13 protein-coding genes and 3 pseudogenes are annotated in these 20,653 nt (G+C 71.8%); 6 read left to right on the top strand and 10 right to left on the bottom strand.

What is annotated here, in order from left to right; translation table 11 throughout:
- Window positions 1-40: 40 nt before the first annotated feature.
- On the top strand, window positions 41-478 hold the full coding sequence (locus B9S57_RS28350; protein ID WP_103760026.1) for a hypothetical protein: 438 nt from the start codon (window positions 41-43) through the stop codon (window positions 476-478).
- Here B9S57_RS28350 and B9S57_RS28355 read toward each other — a convergent pair.
- Window positions 432-1,676: a chloride channel protein gene (locus B9S57_RS28355; RefSeq protein WP_258036678.1), complete on the bottom strand. Its 1,245-nt coding sequence runs from the start codon at window positions 1,674-1,676 to the stop codon at window positions 432-434. The two genes, B9S57_RS28350 and B9S57_RS28355, sit on opposite strands and share 47 nt — an antisense overlap.
- Between B9S57_RS28355 and B9S57_RS35975 the strand changes: the two genes are divergently transcribed.
- Window positions 1,675-1,833, top strand: a complete 159-nt coding sequence (locus tag B9S57_RS35975) for a hypothetical protein (protein ID WP_258036679.1) — start codon at window positions 1,675-1,677, stop codon at window positions 1,831-1,833. The genes B9S57_RS28355 and B9S57_RS35975 overlap by 2 nt on opposite strands.
- 65 nt (window positions 1,834-1,898) lie before the next feature.
- On the opposite strand, the gene B9S57_RS28360 is transcribed toward B9S57_RS35975, so the two are convergent.
- Both B9S57_RS28360 and B9S57_RS28365 read right to left on the bottom strand, forming a co-directional pair.
- Window positions 1,899-3,329: a DUF2252 domain-containing protein gene (locus B9S57_RS28360; protein ID WP_103760027.1), complete on the bottom strand. Its 1,431-nt coding sequence runs from the start codon at window positions 3,327-3,329 to the stop codon at window positions 1,899-1,901.
- Between the two features lie 94 nt (window positions 3,330-3,423).
- Window positions 3,424-4,377 (bottom strand): DUF389 domain-containing protein, encoded by a 954-nt coding sequence (locus tag B9S57_RS28365; RefSeq protein ID WP_103760028.1) that lies wholly within the window; start codon window positions 4,375-4,377, stop codon window positions 3,424-3,426.
- Window positions 4,378-4,464: 87 nt separating this feature from the next.
- Here B9S57_RS28365 and B9S57_RS28370 point away from each other — a divergent pair.
- Together B9S57_RS28370 and B9S57_RS35020 are read left to right on the top strand one after the other, a co-directional pair.
- Window positions 4,465-5,389, top strand: a pseudogene (locus B9S57_RS28370) (trehalase-like domain-containing protein).
- Window positions 5,390-5,568: 179 nt separating this feature from the next.
- Window positions 5,569-5,796 (top strand): DUF6011 domain-containing protein, encoded by a 228-nt coding sequence (locus B9S57_RS35020; protein ID WP_103760029.1) that lies wholly within the window; start codon window positions 5,569-5,571, stop codon window positions 5,794-5,796.
- A 19-nt stretch (window positions 5,797-5,815) separates the two neighbouring features.
- Here B9S57_RS35020 and B9S57_RS28380 read toward each other — a convergent pair whose 3' ends face one another.
- Window positions 5,816-6,691 (bottom strand): acyl-CoA thioesterase II, encoded by an 876-nt coding sequence (locus B9S57_RS28380; RefSeq protein ID WP_103760088.1) that lies wholly within the window; start codon window positions 6,689-6,691, stop codon window positions 5,816-5,818.
- 34 nt (window positions 6,692-6,725) lie between these two features.
- On the bottom strand, window positions 6,726-9,233 hold the full coding sequence (locus tag B9S57_RS28385; protein WP_103760030.1) for an RNA helicase: 2,508 nt from the start codon (window positions 9,231-9,233) through the stop codon (window positions 6,726-6,728).
- A gap of 156 nt (window positions 9,234-9,389) precedes the next feature.
- Between B9S57_RS28385 and B9S57_RS28390 the strand changes: the two genes are divergently transcribed.
- Together B9S57_RS28390 and B9S57_RS28395 are read left to right on the top strand one after the other, a co-directional pair.
- Complete coding sequence (locus B9S57_RS28390; RefSeq protein ID WP_103760031.1) at window positions 9,390-10,181, top strand: metal-dependent hydrolase; 792 nt, start codon at window positions 9,390-9,392, stop codon at window positions 10,179-10,181.
- Between the two features lie 53 nt (window positions 10,182-10,234).
- A pseudogene (locus B9S57_RS28395) lies at window positions 10,235-11,759 on the top strand (ATP-dependent DNA ligase).
- A 56-nt stretch (window positions 11,760-11,815) separates the two neighbouring features.
- Here the strand turns inward: B9S57_RS28395 and B9S57_RS28400 are convergent.
- The 5 genes and pseudogenes from B9S57_RS28400 to B9S57_RS28420 all read right to left on the bottom strand — a co-directional run bounded on the left by B9S57_RS28400 (window position 11,816) and on the right by B9S57_RS28420 (window position 20,638).
- Window positions 11,816-13,177, bottom strand: coding sequence for an NAD(P)/FAD-dependent oxidoreductase (locus B9S57_RS28400; RefSeq protein WP_103760032.1), 1,362 nt, complete (start codon window positions 13,175-13,177; stop codon window positions 11,816-11,818).
- Between the two features lie 169 nt (window positions 13,178-13,346).
- Window positions 13,347-13,443 (bottom strand): annotated as a pseudogene (locus tag B9S57_RS35980) (AraC family transcriptional regulator); the annotation flags it as partial.
- 329 nt (window positions 13,444-13,772) lie between these two features.
- Window positions 13,773-15,554: an ABC transporter ATP-binding protein gene (locus tag B9S57_RS28410; RefSeq protein WP_103760033.1), complete on the bottom strand. Its 1,782-nt coding sequence runs from the start codon at window positions 15,552-15,554 to the stop codon at window positions 13,773-13,775.
- Window positions 15,551-17,413, bottom strand: a complete 1,863-nt coding sequence (locus B9S57_RS28415; RefSeq protein WP_103760034.1) for an ABC transporter ATP-binding protein — start codon at window positions 17,411-17,413, stop codon at window positions 15,551-15,553. Before B9S57_RS28415 ends, B9S57_RS28410 begins: the two co-directional genes overlap by 4 nt.
- A 282-nt stretch (window positions 17,414-17,695) precedes the next feature.
- Entirely contained in the window at window positions 17,696-20,638 is a 2,943-nt protein-coding gene (locus tag B9S57_RS28420) for an FAD-binding and (Fe-S)-binding domain-containing protein (RefSeq protein WP_103760035.1), read from the bottom strand.
- Window positions 20,639-20,653 lie beyond the last annotated feature (15 nt).

Consider the following 20,653-nt stretch of genomic DNA (forward strand, 5'->3'; position numbering starts at 1 on the left):
CCTTGTGTCGCACTGTGACCACGGAGCCCAGGAGGCCGACATGGCTGGAAGTACGAGTGGGATGCGGACGGATCACGACTCCGCCGCGGCGCGCAAGGCCGGCCCGTCCGGCCGGGCCGTCTTCGCGGGGGTGATGATGATCTTCGGTGGCGCCATGGCGCTCTTCGAGGGGATCTCCGCCCTCGCCAAGGACGACCTGTTCGTCTCGACCGACAACTACGTGTTCCAGTTCAGCCTGACGGGCTGGGGCTGGGTGCACCTCATCCTCGGCATCGTCGTCGTGGTCGCCGGCTGCGCCGTGCTGTTCAGCGGAGCGCTCTGGGCGCGCGGCGTCGGCGTCGTGCTCGCCGGACTCCTCGCCCTCGCCAACTTCCTCTGGCTCCCGTACTACCCCCTCTGGTCCATCGTCCTCATCGCGATCAACGTCTTCGTCATCTGGGCGCTGTGCTCGGCGCCGCACCAGGACGCTCGAGCCTGAGCACGAGGACGTAGGAGACCACCACGGAGACGATCACGAGCGGCATGACGGTGATGCCCTCGGATCCCAGCAGCAGCGTGGCCAGCAGAACCGACGTCATCGGCAGGCGGAGCATCGCCACACACATGGCGCCGATCCCCATCGCGAAGCCGGAGGTCGCGTTCAGGCCGGGCAGGTGCGACAGCGTCAGCCCGGCCGCCGCTCCGAGGAACATGGCAGGGAAGATCGGCCCGCCCCTGAAGGCGCCCAGGGAGGCGGAGTACGCGAGCGCCTTGCAGAGGATCAGCACGAGGAGCGTGGCGGCGGTGTACGTCGCGTCCTGGGCGAGCAGGCCGCCCATATCGTCCTGACCCGAGTACAGCACCTCGGACGCGTCCCTCCCCGTGCTCTCGGCGTAGAGGAGCGCGAGGACGCCGACGGCCAGTCCCATCACCACCGTCGTGATCACGCGCCGCTGCTCGACACGCCCCTGCAGCGAGAGCGACAGCTTCTTGATGCCGGTGCCCGCGAGAGCTGCGGCCGCCCCCAGTGCGACGGCCCAGCCGAACTCGGCGAACGTGGGCTGGGGGGTGTGTGGCACGTGGGGGAGGGTCAGGGAGTACGTCCCCAGGCCTGTCCACGACCCCAGGCCGACGAAGATGAGCGAGCCGATCCCCGAGGCGAGCAGCCCCGGCACGAGGACGAGCCCGAGCATCATCCCCGCGAGTCCTGACGCCTCCATCAGCAGGAAGGCGCCGAGGAGCGGCGATCCCAGCAGGGCGCTCACGGCCGCGAAGCTGCCCGCGGCGGCCACCATGGCGCCCGCGCTCGGCTCGATGCCGGGCTTGAGCAGGCGCGCCGCGTACACCGCCAGCCCGCCGCCCAGGGCGATCAGGGGGGCCTCGGGGCCGAGGACCGCGCCGAGCCCGAGGGAGGCCACGGCGGCGAGCGCGACCCCGGGAAGTTCGGCGGCCGTCGGCGCCGCTCCGGTCGAGAGCCCCTCGGCGGGCCTGTGCCCGCCCGTTCCGGGGAGGTGGCGGATGGCCAGGCCGGTCAGCAGGCCCGACGCTGCCAGCAGCGGCACCGGCCACCAGGAGGGCGTGCCGTGGAAGCCCAGCGCGCGGGGGAGGTCCTCGTAGGTCAGGGACTGGATCTCGTGGACGAGCGCCAGGAAGCCGAACGCCGCGGCGGAGATGGGGACTCCGAGGATGGCGACCATGATCAGAAGTACCGTGTATCCCCGGGTCCGGATCACCCTGAGCGGATCCGGTGACTCCGTGCCGGGTGCCCCTGCCCGTTCGGCCGACATGGTCATGGTCTCCTCGGTGTCGGGTCCCGGCCGGGTCGAACCGCCCGAGCCGGGGTCCTCACGGTGATACCACGATGTCCGCTTATGTCTGTGATGTACCCGCTGTCGACGGGTGGTGAATCGGCGGCGGCGTCAGCCGCGGTCCTCCTCGGCCGCCGGGAGCCGGCCCGCGGCCACCGCGTCGACCAGCGCCCGGTGGTCCCGCTCGTTCTGATCGGCGTAGAGCTCGGCGAACCTCTCCAGCGCCCGGTCGAACACGTCGCTCCGGCCCAGATACGCCGCGATGGCGACGCGGTCACCGGACCGGGCGTGCGCACGGGCCAGTGTCGACCCGCACAACTCCCCGAAGGCGCCCATGCCCCGCGGCACCATCGCCTCCGGTTCGGCGATGCCCTTCCAGTCGCGCAACTGGCGCACGTAGAAGTCCCGTCGCTTCCCGTCGAAGCCGTCGACGCGCTCCCAGCCCAGGAAGATGTCACCGGCCGCCTGCATCAGGCGCTGGCCGGCCACGACCCGCCGGCCCTGGTTCCGGTACGCGCTCGCCCCCGCGTGCGGGGCCAGTACCGAGGTGTCCGCCTCCTTGGCCTGGAGGAAGAGGGGGTCCTCGCCGTCCCTGCCCAGCAGGAGGATGATCCAGCAACGCGTCCCGACGCTTCCCACACCGACGACCTTCCGGGCCATGTCCACGGGCCGGAAGTCGGAGAGCAGGGCCCTGCGGTCCGAGGGGAGACTGCGGCCGTAGCCCTGCAGAAGCTTACGCAACTGCCCTTCCGCCACCCGGCGTTCCGCATCGGGCAGCAGCTCCCCGAGCGGCACGATCAGCGGCGCGTCCGAGGCGATCCGCAGCCGCCCGCCGGCCACCTCGGTCAGTTTGCCGAACGCCTGCAGGCTGTCCCTGGTGCGGGCCTTGGCCGCCGCTCTGGCCACGCGTCTGCGGCCCGGGGCGGTGAGACGGTCGGCTGCCACGGTCCTGAGGCGGTCCACATCGGTCTTCGTGTACCAGACGTCGAGATTGCGCATGCCCGCGAACCGGATCATCGACTCCCGGTACGACCGCACGGTCGCCCGTACGATCCGGGCCCGTTCCTTCTCCGTGAAGCCGTTGGCGCGCCCGGCGATGACGAGACTGGCGGCCAGCCGCTTGACGTCCCATTCCCACGGTCCCGGGAGCGTCTCGTCGAAGTCGTTGATGTCGAACAGCAGATTGCGCTCGGGGGAGGCGAGCAGCCTGAAGTTCAGGAGATGGGCGTCGCCGCAGAGCTGGGCCCTGATTCCGGACGCCGGCGTTCCCGCCAGATCGGACGCCATGACGGCCGCAGCCCCCCGGTAGAAGCGGAACGGCGACTCCGTCATGCGTCCGTAGCGGATCGGGACCAGTTCCTGCACCCGGGCCGCCGACTGGGCCTCCAGAAGGGTGAGCGGGTCCGGCCGGCCCGCCGGCGGCTCGTACGTGTCCTGGCTGGATCTGGGGGCCCGTTTGCGCGCGGCCTTGCCGAGCGCGGCCCGTTCCTGGGGCGTCGCGCCCGGTACGGCGCGGAGCGGAGAGGTGCGTTCCTGGGGCATGACGGCCCTCCTGGCTGCGTGCGGGGCCGTGGGGGCGGCCTGCCTCCCATCATCCCGGGCCGGGCCGATTTCGGCCGCCCGGCCCCGCGCGGACTCAGGCTGTGCCCTTGCGCGTCCGGTCGGCGCCCACGCGCCGCCAGACCGCACGCTGGCACCTGAGCGCGGCCGCGCCCACCGCGATGAGCACCGTGATGTTGACCAGGAGCTGGATGAGCGCACCCCGCGCCTCGGACCAGCTGGCGAAGGCCGTGGAGACGCTGATGGCCGCGGCCGCCGGAATGGTGGTGACGGAGATGAACACCCCGAGCAGGGCGCTCGCGCGGGCCTCGGTGAGCGACACGATGCCGACCACGCCGGCCAGGCCCGCGACGGCGAAGGAGAAGAAGTTCGGCGTGTTGATCAGGTCGGAGACCGGCCGCAGTCCTCGGTCGAACGCCTCCGACTGGAGACCGAACCCGCGGATGAGCAGGCTGAAGAGGAAGGTGACCGCGATGGTCAGCAGCAGTCCCGAGCAGAGGGCGGACAGGCCTGTGCGGATCATCGTCCGGTCCCCCCGGTCGATGCCCAGGGCCACGGCGACGATCGCCCCGTACTCGGGCCCCACGACCATCGCCCCGACGATCAGGATCTGCGAGTTCGTGACGATGCCGACCGAGCCGATGAGGCCCGCGATGACCAGGTAGAGGTAGAAGCTCGGCGCGTACCTCCCCTCGGACCGGATGCGCGCCTCCACCTGCTCCCAGACGGGCGCGCCGGCCAGTGCCCCGAGGTCGCCGGCCGCCTCCTGCGAGGCGCGCCCCGAGAACGCCATGCCGACCGGTGCGATGACCAGGGACCCGCGCAGGTCGACCCGCAGTTCCCGCAGGCCGTGGAGGATCTCGTTCGCGGCGCCCGTCAGCACGTCGCAGGAGACGGAGTCGCCGTCCGGGTTGCGCGCGGCGCCCCGCTGCACGATCAGGTTGAGGACGTGGGGACTCCCGGCGAGGAGCTCCTCGACCTGCCCGGTGAGGTCCGGCGGGCTGACGGCCCGGACCTGGATCATGTCCACGCGGCGGTCCCTCGGGGCTGGGGGAGCGGCCGGGAGGCGTTTGCCGGATAGTGGCCTTCTCGGGGATATGACGGAGATCGGACGGTCATGGACCGATACCCTCCCATAGCCGCGCACGGACTGGTGGGCGACCTGCAGACGGGCGCGCTGGTTTCGGCGGAGGGCGTCGTCGACTGGTTCACCGCACCCCGTTTCGATTTCCCGAGCATCTTCGCCGCGCTCCTCGCCCACGACCGCGGGGGCCTCTTCCGGCTGTCCCCCGACGATCCCGCGTGCTCACGCAAGCAGCTCTACTACCCGGACACCGCTGTGCTCGTCACCCGGTTCATGCCACCCGACGGGGTCGGCGAGGTGCTCGACTGGATGGTCCCCCTCACCTTGGGCGCCGCGACCGCCCGGCACACGCTGTTCCGGACCGTGCGCGTGGTGCGGGGCACCGTGCGGTTCTCGATGGAGTGCCGGCCACGGTTCGACTACGGCCGCGCCTCCCACACGCTGGAGATCAACCCGCGGGGAGCGTCGTTCCGGTCGGCGGGGACCACCTGCCACCTGAGCACCGGCATCCCCCTGGAGCGCGAGGGCGACGACGTCCACGGAGCCGTCACCCTGACCTCGGGCCAGGCCGCGGCAGCCGTGTTCACCGTCTGCGGCGCGGACGAGTCCGCGCCGGCGCCCCTGACCGTCGACGGTGTCACCGAACAGCTCTGGGAGACGGTCGACTTCTGGCAGAGGTGGCTGCGCACCTCCTGCCGGACGGCCTGCGCGGCTCGGAGGGCACCTTCAGCCTCTGCACGTTCCTCTACGTCGACGCCCTGGCCAGGGCGGGCCGCAGCGGCCCGCCCGGTACGTGTTCGAGAAGATGCTCACCTACGCCAACCACGTCGGCCTCTTCGCCGAGGAGATCGGCCCCAGCGGTGAGCAACTCGGTAATTTTCCACAGGCGTTCACCCACCTGTCGCTGATCACGGCCGCCCGGACCCTCGACGAGGCACTCGACCGGCAACGGGACTGACCGTCGCCCTTCCTGCCGTCCCACTCCGGGCCAGGACCCGGGCTGCCGTCCCAACTCCGGGCCCGGGCGCCGGCTGTCGAACGTCCCCACCACGGCCAAGAGCGCCCCGGCGCCCGCACCAGCGGGTCGACGGGCCTTCTCCGTCGCCCTCTGTCGGACCGGCTTGAGAAGATCCTTCCGTGGAGTCTCCCGAACCCTTTCCCGATTTCCCCGAACCGCAGGCCGGCCCGGCCCGGCCGTCCGGCCGGACCACGGTGCGCTGCGCCCTGTGCGGGCGCCCTCTCACCGGCACACGGTCACGGCGGACCGGACTCGGTCCCTCCTGCGACGCCAGACTGCACCCGCCGGGGCCGGACATCCCCAGCCGACGACGCGAGGCCGACCAGGACCCGTTGCCCGGCACCTGACCAACCCCGCACGCCCCGGCTACGCGCCGTCGAGCCGCCTGAACAGCCCCTCCTGCACCACGGACACCAACAACTGCCCCTGACGGTCGTAGATCCGCCCCCTGGCCAGCCCGCGGCCGCCCGTGGCGATCGGCGACTCCTGGTCGTACAGGAACCACTCGTCCGCCCGGAACGGCCGGTGGAACCACATGGCGTGATCCAGCGAGGCCATGTCGAAGCCGCGCGGCCCCCAGAGCGGCTCGACCGGGATCCGTACCGCGTCCAGCAGAGTCATGTCGCTCGCGTACGTCAGCGCGCAGGTGTGGACGAGCGGGTCGTCGCCCAGCGGGCCGACCGCGCGCATCCACACCGCGCTCCGCGGGTCGGCGTCCTTGATCTCCTCCCGCGTCCAGCGCAGCCGGTCGACGTAGCGGATGTCGAAGGGCTGGCGACGGGCCATCCGCTCCAGGGCCTCCGGCAGGCCGCCCAGGTGCTCACGCACCTCGTCGGCGACGGTCGGCAGCTCGTCCGGATCGGGCACGACACGGGCCGGCGGCAGCTGGTGCTCGAAGCCGGCCTCCTCCGGACGGTGGAAGGAAGCCGTCAGATTGAAGATCGTCCTGCCCTGCTGCACCGCCGTGACCCGGCGCGTGGTGAAGGACCGGCCGTCCCTCACCCGCTCCACGTCGTAGACGATCGGGACGCCGGGGCGCCCGGGCCGCAGGAAGTACGCGTGCAGCGAGTGCACCGGACGGTCGCCGTCCGTGGTGCGGCCCGCCGCGACCAGCGCCTGGCCCGCCACCTGCCCCCCGAAGACCCGTTGCAGGGACTCCTCGGGGCTGCGGCCACGGAAGATGTTGACCTCGATCCGCTCCAGGTCGAGCAGATCGACCAGGCTTTCGGCGGGGTTCGTCATGCGGTTCTTCTCCACTCTCCTGGCCTGCGCGCCGTCACAGCCGGCCCACGGCCGTGACCCGGACGACCGCGCGGCCCTCCTCGTCGGAGGCCGCGAGATCGACCTCCGCACGAATTCCCCAGTCGTGGTCGCCCGCCGGGTCGGCGAAGGCCTGCCACACCCGCCACAGCCCGGGCTCCTCGTCGATCTTCAACAGCTTCGGGCCCCGGGCATCCGGGCCCGTGCCGAGGTCCTCGTGCTCGTCCCAGTAGGCGTCCATCGCCTCGCCCCAGGCGTCCTCGTCCCAGCCCGCGTCGCCGTCCAGCTCGCCCAGGTCGCGGACCCGGTCCAGGGCCGCCAGCTCCACCCGCCGGAACATCGCGTTGCGGACCAGGACCCGGAAGGCACGGGCGTTCGCCGTCACCGGCTTGACCTCGTCGGCCTTCTCCTGCGCCTGCTCGGCGGTCTCCACCTCCGGGTTGGCCAGCTGCTCCCACTCGTCCAGCAGACTGGAGTCCACCTGGCGCACCATCTCGCCCAGCCAGGCGATCAGGTCCTGGAGGTCCTCGGACTTCAGGTCGTCCGGGATCGTGTGCTCGAGCGCCTTGTACGCGCTCGCCAGGTAGCGCAGCACGATGCCCTCGGTGCGGGCCAGCTCGTAGTGCGAGGTGAACTCCGTGAAGGTCATGGCCCGTTCGAACATGTCGCGGATCACCGACTTCGGCGACACCGGGTGGTCCCCGACCCACGGATGGCTGGTCCGGTACACGTCGTACGCGTGCCAGAGCAGCTCGCTCAGCGGCTTGGGGTACGTGACCTCCTGGAGCCGCTCCATCCGCTCCTCGTACTCGACGCCGTCCGCCTTCATCTGCCCGACGGCCTCGCCCCGCGCCTTGTTCTGCTGGGCGGCCAGGATCTGGCGCGGGTCGTCGAGCGTCGACTCGACGACGGAGACCATGTCCAGCGCGTACGAAGGGGATTCGGCATCCAGCAGGTCGAACGCTGCCAGCGCGAAGGTGGACAGCGGCTGGTTGAGTGCGAAGTCCTGCTGGAGGTCGACGGTGAGACGGACGATCCGGCCCTCCGCGTCGGGGGTCTCGAGCTGCTCCACCACACCGCCGTCGAGCAGCGAGCGGTAGATCGCGATGGCACGGCGGATGTGCCGGAGCTGGGCCCTGCGCGGCTCGTGGTTGTCCTCCAGCAGATGACGCATCGCCGCGAACGCGTTGCCCGGCCGGGCGATCACCGACAGCAGCATGGTGTGAGTGACGCGGAAGCGCGACGTCAGCGGCTCGGGATCGGACTGGATCAGCTTGTCGAAGGTGGTCTCCGACCAGGCGACGAAGCCTTCGGGGGCCTTCTTGCGGACCACCTTGCGCTTCTTCTTGGGGTCGTCGCCGGCCTTCTTGACGGCCTTCTCGTTCTCGATGACGTGCTCGGGCGCCTGCGCGACGACGAATCCCGCGGTGTCGAAGCCCGCCCGGCCGGCGCGGCCCGCGATCTGGTGGAACTCACGGGCGCGCAGCGTACGCACCCGGGTGCCGTCGTACTTGGTGAGCGCGGTGAACAGCACCGTGCGGATGGGCACGTTGACGCCGACGCCCAGGGTGTCCGTCCCGCAGATCACCTTCAGCAGGCCCGCCTGGGCGAGCTTCTCGACGAGACGGCGGTACTTGGGGAGCATCCCCGCGTGGTGCACCCCGATCCCGTGCCGCACGTAGCGGGAGAGGTTCTGGCCGAACTTGGTGGTGAAGCGGAAGCTGCCGATCAGGTCGGCGATCTTCTCCTTCTCCTCCTTCGTGCACATGTTGATGCTCATCAGCGACTGCGCCCGCTCCACGGCCGCCGCCTGCGTGAAGTGCACGATGTAGACGGGCGACTGCCGGGTGTCCAGGAGCTCGGTGAGCGTTTCCGTGATCGGCGTCAGCCGGTACTCGTAGCTCAGCGGCACCGGCCGGGTCGCGGAGCGCACCACGGACGTCGGGCGGCCGGTACGCCGGGTCAGGTCCTCCTCGAACATCTTGACGTCACCGAGGGTCGCCGACATCAGCACGAACTGTGCCTGCGGGAGCTCGAGGATCGGGATCTGCCAGGCCCAGCCGCGGTCCTGCTCCGCGTAGAAGTGGAACTCGTCCATCACGACCTGGCCGATGTCGGCGTACCTGCCGTCACGCAGCGCGATCGACGCCAGCACCTCGGCGGTGCAGCAGATCACCGGGGCGTCGGCGTTGACCGAGGCGTCGCCCGTCAGCATGCCGACGTTCTCCGTGCCGAAGAGCTTGCACAGGTCGAAGAACTTCTCCGAGACCAGCGCCTTGATCGGCGCGGTGTAGAAGGTGACCTTGTCCTGGGCCAGCGCCGTGAAGTGCGCACCCGCCGCGACCAGGCTCTTTCCGGAGCCGGTGGGAGTGGAAAGGATCACGTTGGCCCCGGAGACCACCTCGATCAGCGCCTCCTCCTGAGCCGGGTAGAGGGTGATGCCCTGCGTTTCGGTCCATGACGAGAAGGCCTCGAAGAGGGCGTCCGGGTCGGCGGTCGGGGGCAGCTGATCGATAAGGGTCACGCCCCCATCTTGCCTGTCTCCTGCCCGGATGAGGGAACCGGCGGACACGGCGAAGATCACGGACGATACGCTTCCCACTCAACTCGGCTGTCTCGCACAGGCAATGACAGCCCGGCCTGGACGCCAGGCCGAATCACGATGGGGGCGGGAACAGCCATGATGGGACCGGCACACTCTCTGTCAGGGGCGGCGGCCTGGCTGGGGGTGGGTGCCGCGGCGGCCGCCGCGGGCCACGCCATGCCCTGGCCCGTCCTGGTCGTCGGGGCCCTGATCACCGCCGGCGCCGCGCTCGCCCCGGACCTCGACCACAAGTCGGCCACCATCTCGCGGGCCTTCGGACCCGTCTCCAAGGCTCTCTGCGAGATCGTCGACAAACTCTCCTACGCGGTCTACAAGGCGACCAAGGGCCCCGGCGACCCCCGCAGGACCGGCGGTCACCGCACCCTCACCCACACCTGGCTCTGGGCTGTGCTGGTCGGTGCCGGCTGTTCCCTCGCGGCCGTCACCGGCGGCCGGTGGGCGGTCCTGGCCATCCTCTTCGTGCACCTCGTCCTTGCCGTGGAAGGGCTCCTGTGGCGCGCGGCCCGGGTGTCCAGCGACGTCCTCGTCTGGCTCCTCGGCGCGACCAGCGCCTGGATCCTCGCCGGTGTGCTCGACAAGGCTGACCACGGCGCCACCTGGCTCTTCGACGCGCCCGGTCAGGAGTACCTCTGGCTCGGGCTCCCGATCGTGCTCGGCGCGCTCGTCCACGACATCGGGGACGCGCTCACGGTCTCGGGCTGCCCGATCCTGTGGCCGATACCGCTGGGCCGTAAGCGCTGGTACGCCCTCGGACCGCCGAAGGCGATGCGCTTCAGGGCAGGCAGCTGGGTGGAGATCAAGGTACTGATGCCCGCCTTCATGATCCTCGGGGGAGTGGGCGCCGCGGCGGCGCTCAACGTCATCTGACCTCAGGGCGCTCTCCGGGAGCGCCCGGGCCGCCGCCGGGGGACCATGGCCGCATGCTGCTCGCCCGGCTCGCCCACGTGTCCCTGGAGGTCGCCGCGACGTCGGCCCGGACCCGTAAGACCGCCCTGCTGGCCGGACTCTTCCGGGAGGCGGGGCCGGAAGACGTCCCGGTCGTCATCCCGTATCTCGCCGGACGGCTCCCGCAGGGGCGGCTCGGGATCGGCTGGAGCGCCCTGCGCGGCCCCGTGGAGCCGGCGGCCACTCCCACGCTCACCGTGACGGCTACGGACGCGGAGCTGACGGCGATCGGCGCCCTGTCCGGCCCGGGCTCACAGTCCGCCCGCAAGGAACGGCTGACGCGGCTGCTCACAGCCGCCACAGCGGACGAACAGAGATTCCTGCGGGCCCTGCTCACCGGAGAGGTCCGCCAGGGCGCGCTCGACGCCGTCGCCGTCGACGCCCTGGCCGGTGCGGCCGGGGCCCCGCCCGCCGAGGTGCGGCGCGCCGTCATGCTCGCAGGGTCCCTCGGCCTCGTGGCCCGTGCGCTGCTCGCCGAGGGCCCCGGGGCCCTCGCGTCCTTCCGGCTCACCGTCGGCCGGCCGGTCCAGCCCATGCTCGCGCACACCGCACGCTCGGTCACCGAGGCGATCGACCGGCTGGGGCCCTGCGCGGTGGAGGAGAAGCTGGACGGCATCCGCGTCCAGGTGCACCGGGACGGGCCCCGGGTGCGCGTCCACACCCGCACGCTCGACGACATCAGCGACCGGGTCCCCGAACTCGCCACGGCGGTGAGCGGCTTCCCCGGCGGCCCCTTCATCCTCGACGGCGAGGTGATCGCGCTCGGGACCGACGGGAGACCCCGGCCGTTCCAGGAGACCGCCGCCCGGGTGGGCTCCCGGCGCGACGTCGCCACCGTCGCGGACGCCGTCCCCGTGGTCCCCGTCTTCTTCGACGTGCTGTCCGTGGACGGACGCGAACTGCTCGACCTCCCCCTCGCCGAACGCCACCGGGAGCTGGCGGCCCTGGTCCCCGAACCGATGCGCGTACGGCGCCTCGTCGTGGCGGACCCCGCGGACGAGGTGCAGCGCGAGGCCGCCGTCGCGTTCTTCGAGGCCACGCTGGCCCGCGGGCACGAAGGCGTCGTGGTCAAGGGAAGTACCGCGGCGTACAGCGCGGGCCGCCGGGGCGCCTCCTGAAACCCGTGCACACCCTGGACCTCGTGGTCCTGGCAGCCGAGTGGGGCCACGGCCGGCGCACCGGGAAGCTCTCCAACCTCCATCTGGGGGCGCGCAGGCAGGACGGCACGTTCGTGATGCTGGGCAAGACCTTCAAGGGGCTCACGGCGCCATGCTCACCTGGCAGACGGAACGCCTCGGGGAACTGTCCACGGGCGACGACGGCCACGTGGTGACGGTGCGTCCGGAGCTCGTCGTGGAGATCGCCTACGACGGTCTCCAGGACTCCACCCGCTATCCGGCCGGTGTCACGCTGCGGTTCGCCCGTGTCCTGCGCCACCGGGAGGACAAGGGGCCGCAGGGGGCGGACACGATCGACACGGTGCTCTCCCGCCGCACATGACCCCGGCCCCCCGCCCGCGCGGCTGAAGCCGGGGGAGAGGGCCGGAGCGGGGCGGCTCAGCCGCGGGCGTCCGCGCCCGCGGTGTGCGCGCGGATCTCCTCCGGCGTGAGGTAGGCGTCGGTGTACTCGAAGTCGCGCAGCGTGGCCTGCTTGCGCGCCTGGAACCCCGTGCGCACGAAGTCGTCGCCGGCGATCGCGTTGAGCAGCCAGTTGGTCATGACCCGGGTCTTGGCGACGTTCGTCCGCAGGGCCGCCCAGTGGTAGCCGCGCGCGGCGGCCTGGGCCGGCATGCCCCGCAGCTCGATACCCAGCGGCTTGGACACCGCGTCCCGGCCACCGAGGTCCACGACGAGTCCCAGGTCCTTGTGCACGTAGGGCTGCAGGGCCTGGCCACGCAGGGACGCGATGATGTTGTCCGCCAGCTTGCGGCCCTGACGCATGGCGTGCTGGGCGGTGGGCGGGCAGATCGCCCCGTCGCCCTTGGCCAGGTCCGGCACGGCCGCCGCGTCGCCCAGCGCGAACACGCCGTCGACGCCGGGCAGGGCCATCTCCGGGGTCACGGCGAGCCGGCCGCGTACCGTCTCGGCGTCGAGGGTCGCGACGAGCGGGCTCGCCGCGACCCCTGCCGTCCAGATCAGCGTCCGGCAGGGCAGCACCCGGCCGTCGGTGAAGGTCACCTTGTCCGGGCCCGCCTCCGCCACGGAGACGCCGAGCGAGACCTCGATGCCGCGCTTGCGCAGGATCTCCAGGGCGCTGAGACCGAGCTTGTCACCGAGCTCCGGCATGAGCTTGGGCGCGATGTCGATCAGATGCCACTTGATCAGCTTGGGGTCCAGCCTGGGGTAGTGCTTGACGGCGTTGCTGGTCAGCAGCTGCAGGCACGCGGCCGTCTCCGTACCGGCGTACCCCCCGCCCACCACCACGAACTGCAGCCGGGACGCCCGCTCCTCCTCGTCGTGGCTGGCATCGGCCAGATCGAGCTGCGAGATGACGTGGTCCCGGATGTAGGCGGCCTCCGCCAGGGTCTTCATGCCCCGTGCGTTGTCCACCAGCCCGGGGATGTCGAAGGTCCGCGTGACGCTGCCGGCGGCCATCACGATGTAGTCGTAGGGCTCGTTCACGATCTCGTCCGTGATCTTGCGGACCACGCAGACCTTCGCCTTGGTGTCCACTCCGATGGCCCCGCCCGGCACGATCCGGGTGCGGTGGCGACGGCTCCGCCGCAGGGAGACGGCGACCGACTGCGGGGTGAGGACCCCGGACGCGACCTGAGGGAGCAACGGCAGGTAGAGCTGGTACGAGAACGGAGTGACGAGCGCGATCTCCGCCTCACCGGGAGCGAGGGTGCGCTCCAGCCGGCGTACGCACTCGACCCCGGCAAAGCCGGCGCCGACAACGAGAATCCTGGGTCGTGCCACGGTGTGCGTCCCTTCTCGGGCTTACGCGGTCATCGCTCGCCTGCCCCGTATCCGGGGCCAGTCACGTCCTCATCCTCACCGGAGGGGACCGAGTCCGCCTCTTGTGACCGGGCGCTCCCTCCGGCCCCGGACCCGGGGTGCGTGGGGTGATGCTCCGTCGAGGTCCCCGGGTCGGGGGTGTCACGGAGCAGGGTGGCGGCGAACGTCAGGCGCCACCACCTGAGGTAGGCCATCGGCGGGCGGCCCACCAGGGCGGTGAATCGGCGCTGCGACAGAGAGATGCGACAGAGAGAACTGCCCGTCCCGCGCACCTCGCCGGCGCGGGCGCCGTGGAGGTCCGGCAGGAGGCCCGACTCGTTCGCTCTGGCACGGTGGGCGGCCTACGGCAGCCCGTAGACCCCGCCGGCATCGCGCTCCGCCCCGTCGCCACGGGGCCCGGGGCGCAGCCGTGACCGACGGTCCCGGTGGGCATCGGAGCCTCGGAATCGCCCGTCCCTCGGGTCATTCACCGCACGGGTGCCCACCGGCGCCGGCGCCTGTGAAGGCCCCGGCCCGAGGGCGGCCGGACAAGCCGCCCCCGGGCTCCGGGGCCCGGTCAGCCGTGCCAGGAGCGCCACAGCGCCGCATAGGCGCCGTCCGCGGCCACCAGCTCGTCGTGACCGCCCAGTTCGCTGATCCGGCCGTCCTCCACGACCGCGATCACGTCCGCGTCGTGCGCCGTGTGCAGCCGGTGCGCGATCGCGATGACCGTACGGCCCTCCAGCACCCGCGCCAGCGAGCGCTCCAGATGACGCGCGGCCCGCGGATCCAGCAGCGAGGTCGCCTCGTCCAGCACCAGCGTGTGCGGGTCCGCCAGGACGAGGCGCGCCAGGGCGATCTGCTGCGCCTGTGCCGGGGTGAGAGCCAGCCCGCCCGAGCCGACCTCCGCGTCCAGCCCCTCGTCGAGGGCCTTCGCCCAGCCATCCGCGTCCACCGCCGCCAGCGAGGCCCACAGCTCCGCGTCCTCGGCATCCGTCCGCGCGAGAAGGAGATTGTCCCGGAGCGAGCCCACGAACACGTGGTGCTCCTGGTTGACCAGCGCCACATGGGTCCGTACGCGCTCCGCCGTCATCCCGGACAGCTCGGCGCCGCCCAGCGACACCGAACCCGCCCGGGGCGCGTAGATCCCGGCCAGCAGCCTTCCCAGTGTGGACTTGCCCGCACCGGAGGGCCCGACCAGCGCCAGCCGGGTGCCCGGGGCGACCTCCAGCGACACCTCGTGCAGGACGTCTACCCCCGAGCGGTACCCGAACCGCACCTGCTCGGCCCGTACCTCCCGGCCGGCGGGACCGACGCCCTCGTCACCCGCGCCGGGTTCGATCTCCCGTACGCCCACGAGCCTGGCCAGCGACACCTGGGCGACCTGCAGCTCGTCGTACCAGCGCAGGATCAGACCGATCGGATCCACCATCATCTGCGCCAGCAGCGCCCCCGTCGTCAGCTGCCCGACGGTGATCCAGTCCTCCATCACGAACCAGCCGCCCAGCAGCAGCACCGCGCCGAGGATCGTCACGTAGGTGGTGTTGATGACGGGGAAGAGCACCGACCGAAGGAACAGGGTGTACTGCTCCCAGGCCGTCCACTCCTTCACCCGCCGGTCCGACAGCGCGACCCTGCGCGCCCCCAGCCGGTGCGACTCCACGGTCCGCCCCGCGTCCACGGTCTCGGCCAGCACCGCCGCGACCGCCGCGTACCCGGCGGCCTCCGAACGGTAGGCGGAGGGCGCCCGCCGGAAGTACCAGCGGCAGCCGGTCACGAGGACCGGAAGCGCGATCAGCACGGCCAGGGCCAGGGGCGGTGCGGTGACCGCCAGCGCACCGAGCAGCAACCCCGCCCAGACCACGCCGATCGCCAGCTGCGGCACGGCCTCCCTCATCGCGTTGGCCAGCCGGTCGATGTCCGTGGTGATCCGGGACAGCAGATCCCCGGTGCCGGCCCGCTCCAGCACGCCGGGCGGCAGCCCGACCGACCGCACGAGGAAGTCCTCGCGCAGATCGGCGAGCATCTCCTCGCCGAGCATCGCTCCGCGCAGTCGCATCGTCCGTGTGAACACGGTCTGTACGACCAGCGCAAGAGCGAACACCGCTGCGGTCCGCTCCAGATGGAGGTCGGTGACCCCGTTCGAGAGGTCCTCGACCAGTCCGCCCAGCAGATAGGGGCCGGTGATCGAGGCGATCACCGCGACCGCGTTGACGGTGACGAGCACGGCGAAGGGCTTGCGGTGACGCCGCAGCAGGTCGCGGACGTACGTCTGCACGGTCGTGGGCGAACCGACCGGCAGGGTCGTCGCCGACTCCGGTGAGGCCGGGTCGTAGGCCGGTGGTGCCAGGCCGATCATGCGCGCTCCTCGATTTCCTCGGCCGCACGGGCCATTTCCTCGGCCTCCGGGGCCGGTCGCAGGCCGCCGATCGCGGCGAGGCCGTCGTGAGAGCCGGCCGCCGCGTCCTCCTCCTCGGTCTCACGGGTCACCACCGCCCGGTAGAGCGGTTCGTCACGCAGCAGTTCGCGGTGCGTGCCCGCTGCCACGACGGTGCCCCCGTGAAGGAGCACGACGCGGTCCGCGAGGTCCAGCAGCAGCGGCGACGAGGCGAAGGCCACCGTCGTACGGCCCCGGCGCAGCCGCTCGATGCCGGCGGCGACCCTGGCCTCCGTGTGCGAGTCGACGGCGGACGTCGGCTCGTCCAGCACAAGAGCCTCGGGGTCGGTGACCAGCGAGCGGGCCAGCGCGAGACGCTGCCGCTGACCGCCGGACAGCGACCTGCCCCGCTCGGTGATCCGGGTGTTCATCGGGTCGCCGTCCGTCTCCACGGACGCCTGGGCCAGCGCGTCCAGCACATCACCGCACCGGGCCGCGGCCAGCGCGTCCTCGGCCGTCACGCCGCCGGAGGACGGGACGTCCAGCAGCTCCCGGAGTGTCCCCGAGAGCAGCACCGGGTCCTTGTCCTGCACCAGTACCGCGGTCCGCGCCGAGTCGAGCGGCAGCTCGTCCAGCGGCACGCCGCCGAAGAGGACCGAGGGGACCGGACCGGATCCGTCATCCGTCTCGGCATGGCCGCCGAGCCGTTCCGCCAGCCGCCCCGCTTCGTCGGGATCACCGCAGACCACGGCGGTGAACAGACCCTGAGGTGCCATCAGCCCGGTCACCGGGTCGTACAGATCACCACGGGGAGCAGCCCCGGCATCCGCCGTCGGCACACGGGTGCTGCGACGCAGGGACAGCACCCGGACCGCACGCTGTGCGGACGGCCGTGAGAAGGAGTACGCCATGGCGATCTCCTCCACGTTGCGCAAGGGGAAGAGCATCAGGGTCGCCGCGCTGTACACGGTGACCAGCTGGCCGACGTCGATCCGGCCGTCCCGGGCCAGCGTCGCGCCGTACCAGACCAGCGAGATCAGCAGAACTCCCGGCAGGAACACCTGGATCGCCGAGATGAGCGCCCACATCCGCGCACTGCGCACGGCGGCCTTGCGGACCTCCTGGGAAGCACGCCGGTACCGGTCGAGGAACAGCTCCTCGCCGCCGATGCCGCGCAGCACCCGCAGCCCGGCCACCGTGTCGGAGGCCAGCTCCGTGGCCCGGCCGGCCTTCTCGCGCTGCAGGTCCGCCCGGCGGGTGGCCCGGGGGAGCAGCGGCAGGACGGCCAGTGCGAGGACGGGGGTGGCGATCGCGACCAGCACACCGAGCGAGGGCAGGTAGAGGACCAGCCCGACGCAGATCAGCACGAGCGCCGTCGCGGCGGCCAGGAAGCGCGACAGCGCCTCCACGAACCAGCCGATCTTCTCGACGTCGCCCGTACTCACGGCGACCACTTCGCCGGCCGCCACCCTCCGGGTCAGCGCGGAGCCCAGCTCGGCCGTCCTGCGGGCCAGCAGCTGCTGCACCCGGGCCGCGGCGGTGATCCAGTTGGTGACCGCCGTCCGGTGGAGCATGGTGTCGCCCACGGCGATGAGGATGCCGAGGACGACGAGGAGGACGCCGGCCGTCGCGAGGTCCCGGCCCGAGCCGTCGATGGTCGCCTGCACCGCCAGGCCGACGGCGAGCGGGAGGCCCGCGATGGCGCAGTGGTGGAGCAGCCCCCAGGAGAGGGACTTGAGCTGGCCGGTGAGCTGACGTCGCCCGAGCCAGAACAGGAATCGGGGGCCTGACCGTACGTCGGGATCGCCGGGATCCGAGTACGGAAGATCGCGAATCTGCATGACGTCCCAAAGGATCGGAAGCGGAGATCCGTCGCGGACCTCGAGGAACAGTGGGGGGACCAAACCGTGCAAGGTTCGCTTCTTGACCGCGTCCGGGGCAACCGATTATTTCCGGCCCCGGAATCGGTGCCCGCACCACGCGGGGCGTCCGTGTCCCGGCCGTCCGCCCGCCCGGGACCCCGCGCGCTGGCGGGACTTCTGAGTCCCGCGGCCGTTCGCGCCGGCCGGGGGAACGTGCCGGGTCGGGCCGGCGGAGGGCCGGACCGGGTCGGCGGGCCTGACTCAGAGAACGGGCCGGGTCGCGCGCTCGAGCTCGATGAGCGCCGAGTGGTAGCGGTGGCCGGTCGCCCGGTCCATCCCGATCTCGCACATGCGGTTCGCCGACAGATAGGCGTCGTACTCCCGGGTGTTGACCTCCGCGGCCTCCCTGGCGGTCGCCGAGTCGGTGAGCTCCTTGTGCAGCATCCCCCGGTCGCCGGCGAATCCGCAGCAGCCCGCGTCGTCCGGCACGACGACCTCTTCGGCACACGCCTCGGCCACGGTGCGCAGGTGCGCCACATCCCCCAGATGCTCCATCGAACAGGTGGGGTGCAGGACGGCGGAACCCGTCCTGCGGAACACGGTCAGGGAGGGGAGCAGTTCGTCGGCCGCCCAGACCAGCGAGTCGACGACGGTCAGCTCCCTGTGCAGGGCCAGATTGTCCTCGGTGAGATACGGAACCACCTCGTGCGCCAGCCCCAGCGTGCACGACGACGCGTCGACGACGAGAGGCAGCGCGCCTCCGGCGGTCCAGCCCCACGCGGCCTCCACGATGCGGTTGGCCATGACCGCGTTGGCGACGTCGTACCCCTTGGAGTGCCAGATCGTCGCGCAGCAGGTCCCGGAGACGTCCTGCGGAATCCAGACCGGCCTGCCGGCCCGCGCGGACAGGGAGACGACGGACTCGGCGAGCGAGGGCGCTCCCGCGTCGCCCGGGCCGGCGAAGATGCGGTTCACACAGGCCGGGTAGTACACGGCGCTCGCACCCGCCCGGGAGGTCGGCGGCAGTCCGCGGGGCGCCGGCCCGGGGATCTCGGGCAGCCACTCGGGCACCAGATCCGGGTCCACGGCCTTGCGGGCGAGCCGTGTCACGGCCTCGAGCAGCCGATCACCCGCGTGGCGCGTCACGAAGCCGGCCGCGCCGAGCGCGATCCGTGCAGATGCCTCCACGGCCTTGAAGTGCTGTGCCGTCAGAGCCGCCACCCGCTCCTCGCGAGGGGAGTGCCGGAGGTGGCGGAAGTCCTTCATCATCGCCCCGGTGTCGATGCCGACCGGGCACGCGAGCTTGCACGTGGAGTCGCCCGCACAGGTGTCCACCGCGTCGTAGCCGTACGCGTCCAGCAGCCCTGCCTCCACCGGTGAGCCGTCCGGCTGACGCATCATCTCCCGGCGCAGCACGATCCGTTGACGCGGCGTCGTCGTGAGGTCCTCACTGGGGCAGGTGGGCTCGCAGAACCCGCACTCGATGCACGGGTCGGCGACCGGCTCGACCTTGGGGATGGTCTTGAGCCCCCGCAGGTGCGCCTTCGGATCCCGGTCGAGGACGATCCGGGGTGCCAGGACCCCGTCGGGGTCGATGGCCCGCTTCGTACGCCACATCAGCTCCGTCGCCGTGGGCCCCCACTCCCGCTCCAGGAACGGTGCGATGTTGCGGCCGGTGGCGTGTTCCGCCTTCAGCGATCCGTCGAAGCGGTCGACGACGAGTGTGCAGAACTCCTCCATGAAGGCGGCGTACCGCTCGACGTCGGCCGGTCGCGCGGCGTCGAAGGCCAGCAGGAAGTGCAGATTCCCGTGCGCCGCGTGACCTGCCACGGCCGCGTCGAAGCCATGGTCGGCCTGGAGTGCGAGCAGCGCCTCGCAGGCCTCCGAGAGCCGCGACGGGGGGACGGCGAAGTCCTCGGTGATCAGCGTCGTGCCCGAGGGGCGGGAGCCGCCGACGGCGGTGACGAACGCCTTGCGTGCCTTCCAGTACTCGGAGACGGTGGCGGCGTCGCGGGTGAACTCGTTGGTCACGGAGACGGCGGGCGCCACCAGGTCGAGATCCGCGACGACCGAGGCCGCCGCCCGCTCACAGGCGCCCAGCGCGTCCTCGTCCGGGGCGCGGAACTCCACCAGGAGCGCTGTCGTCCCCTGCGGGAGACCGGCCCAGTCGGAGGGGACACCGTCGACCCGGACCGAGGCGCGCAGGGTGTTGCCGTCCATGAGCTCGACGGCTGAAGCCCCCGCCTCGTTGAACCGCGGCACCGCCGCCGCTGCCGCCGTGAGCGAGGGGAAGAACAGCAGGGCGGACGAGACCCGGCGGTCCAGGGGCAGGGTGTCGAAGACGACCTCGGAGATGAAGCCGAAGGTGCCCTCGGAGCCGACCATCAGGCCGCGAAGGATCTCCACGGGTGTCGATCCGTCGAGGAACGCGTCCAGGCGGTAGCCGTTGGTGTTCTTGATCTCGTACTTGGCGCGGATCCGGGCGGTCAGCCGCTTGTCCGCCTCGATCTCCGCCTTGAGCGCAAGCAGTTCGTCGCACAGGTGTGGTTCCGCGTGACGCAGCAGCTCGTCGGCGTCCGGTTCGGCGGTGTCGACCACCGTGCCGCTCGGCAGGACGAAGGTCAGCGAGGAGACCGTACGGTAGGAGTTCCTGGTGATGCCCGCAGTCATGCCCGAGGCGTTGTTCGCCACGACACCGCCGACGGTGCAGGCGATGGCGCTGGCGGGATCGGGCCCCAGGATCCGGCCGTGCCGGGCGAGCGCCGCATTGGCCCGCATGACGGTGGTCCCCGGCCGGATCCGGGCCCGTGCGCCGCCGTCCAGGACCTCGACGCCCGTCCAGTGCCGGCGTACGTCGACGAGGATGTCCTCGCCCTGCGCCTGGCCGTTGAGGCTGGTGCCCGCGGCCCGGAAGACGACGCCCCGGCCGTTGCCGTGCGCGTAGGAGAGGATCGCGGAGACGTCGTCGAGATCCTCCGGTACCAGCACGACCTGCGGCAGGAAGCGGTAGGGGCTGGCGTCGGAGGCGTACCGCACCAGGTCGGAGACCTTCCACAGCACCTTCTCCGGACCGAGCAGGGCCGTCAGGCCGGCCCGCAGCGCCGCAGGGGTCCCCGAAGCCTTCCGGTCCGGCACCCGATCGGGGGACGGTTCCCGCGCCGTACGCGGACGCAGGGCTTCCGGCTTGGGCTCCAGCAGCGGCATGTCAGGGTCCCCTCG

It is taken from the genome of Streptomyces sp. SM10 (assembly GCF_002910915.1).
GTDB lineage: Bacteria > Actinomycetota > Actinomycetes > Streptomycetales > Streptomycetaceae > Streptomyces.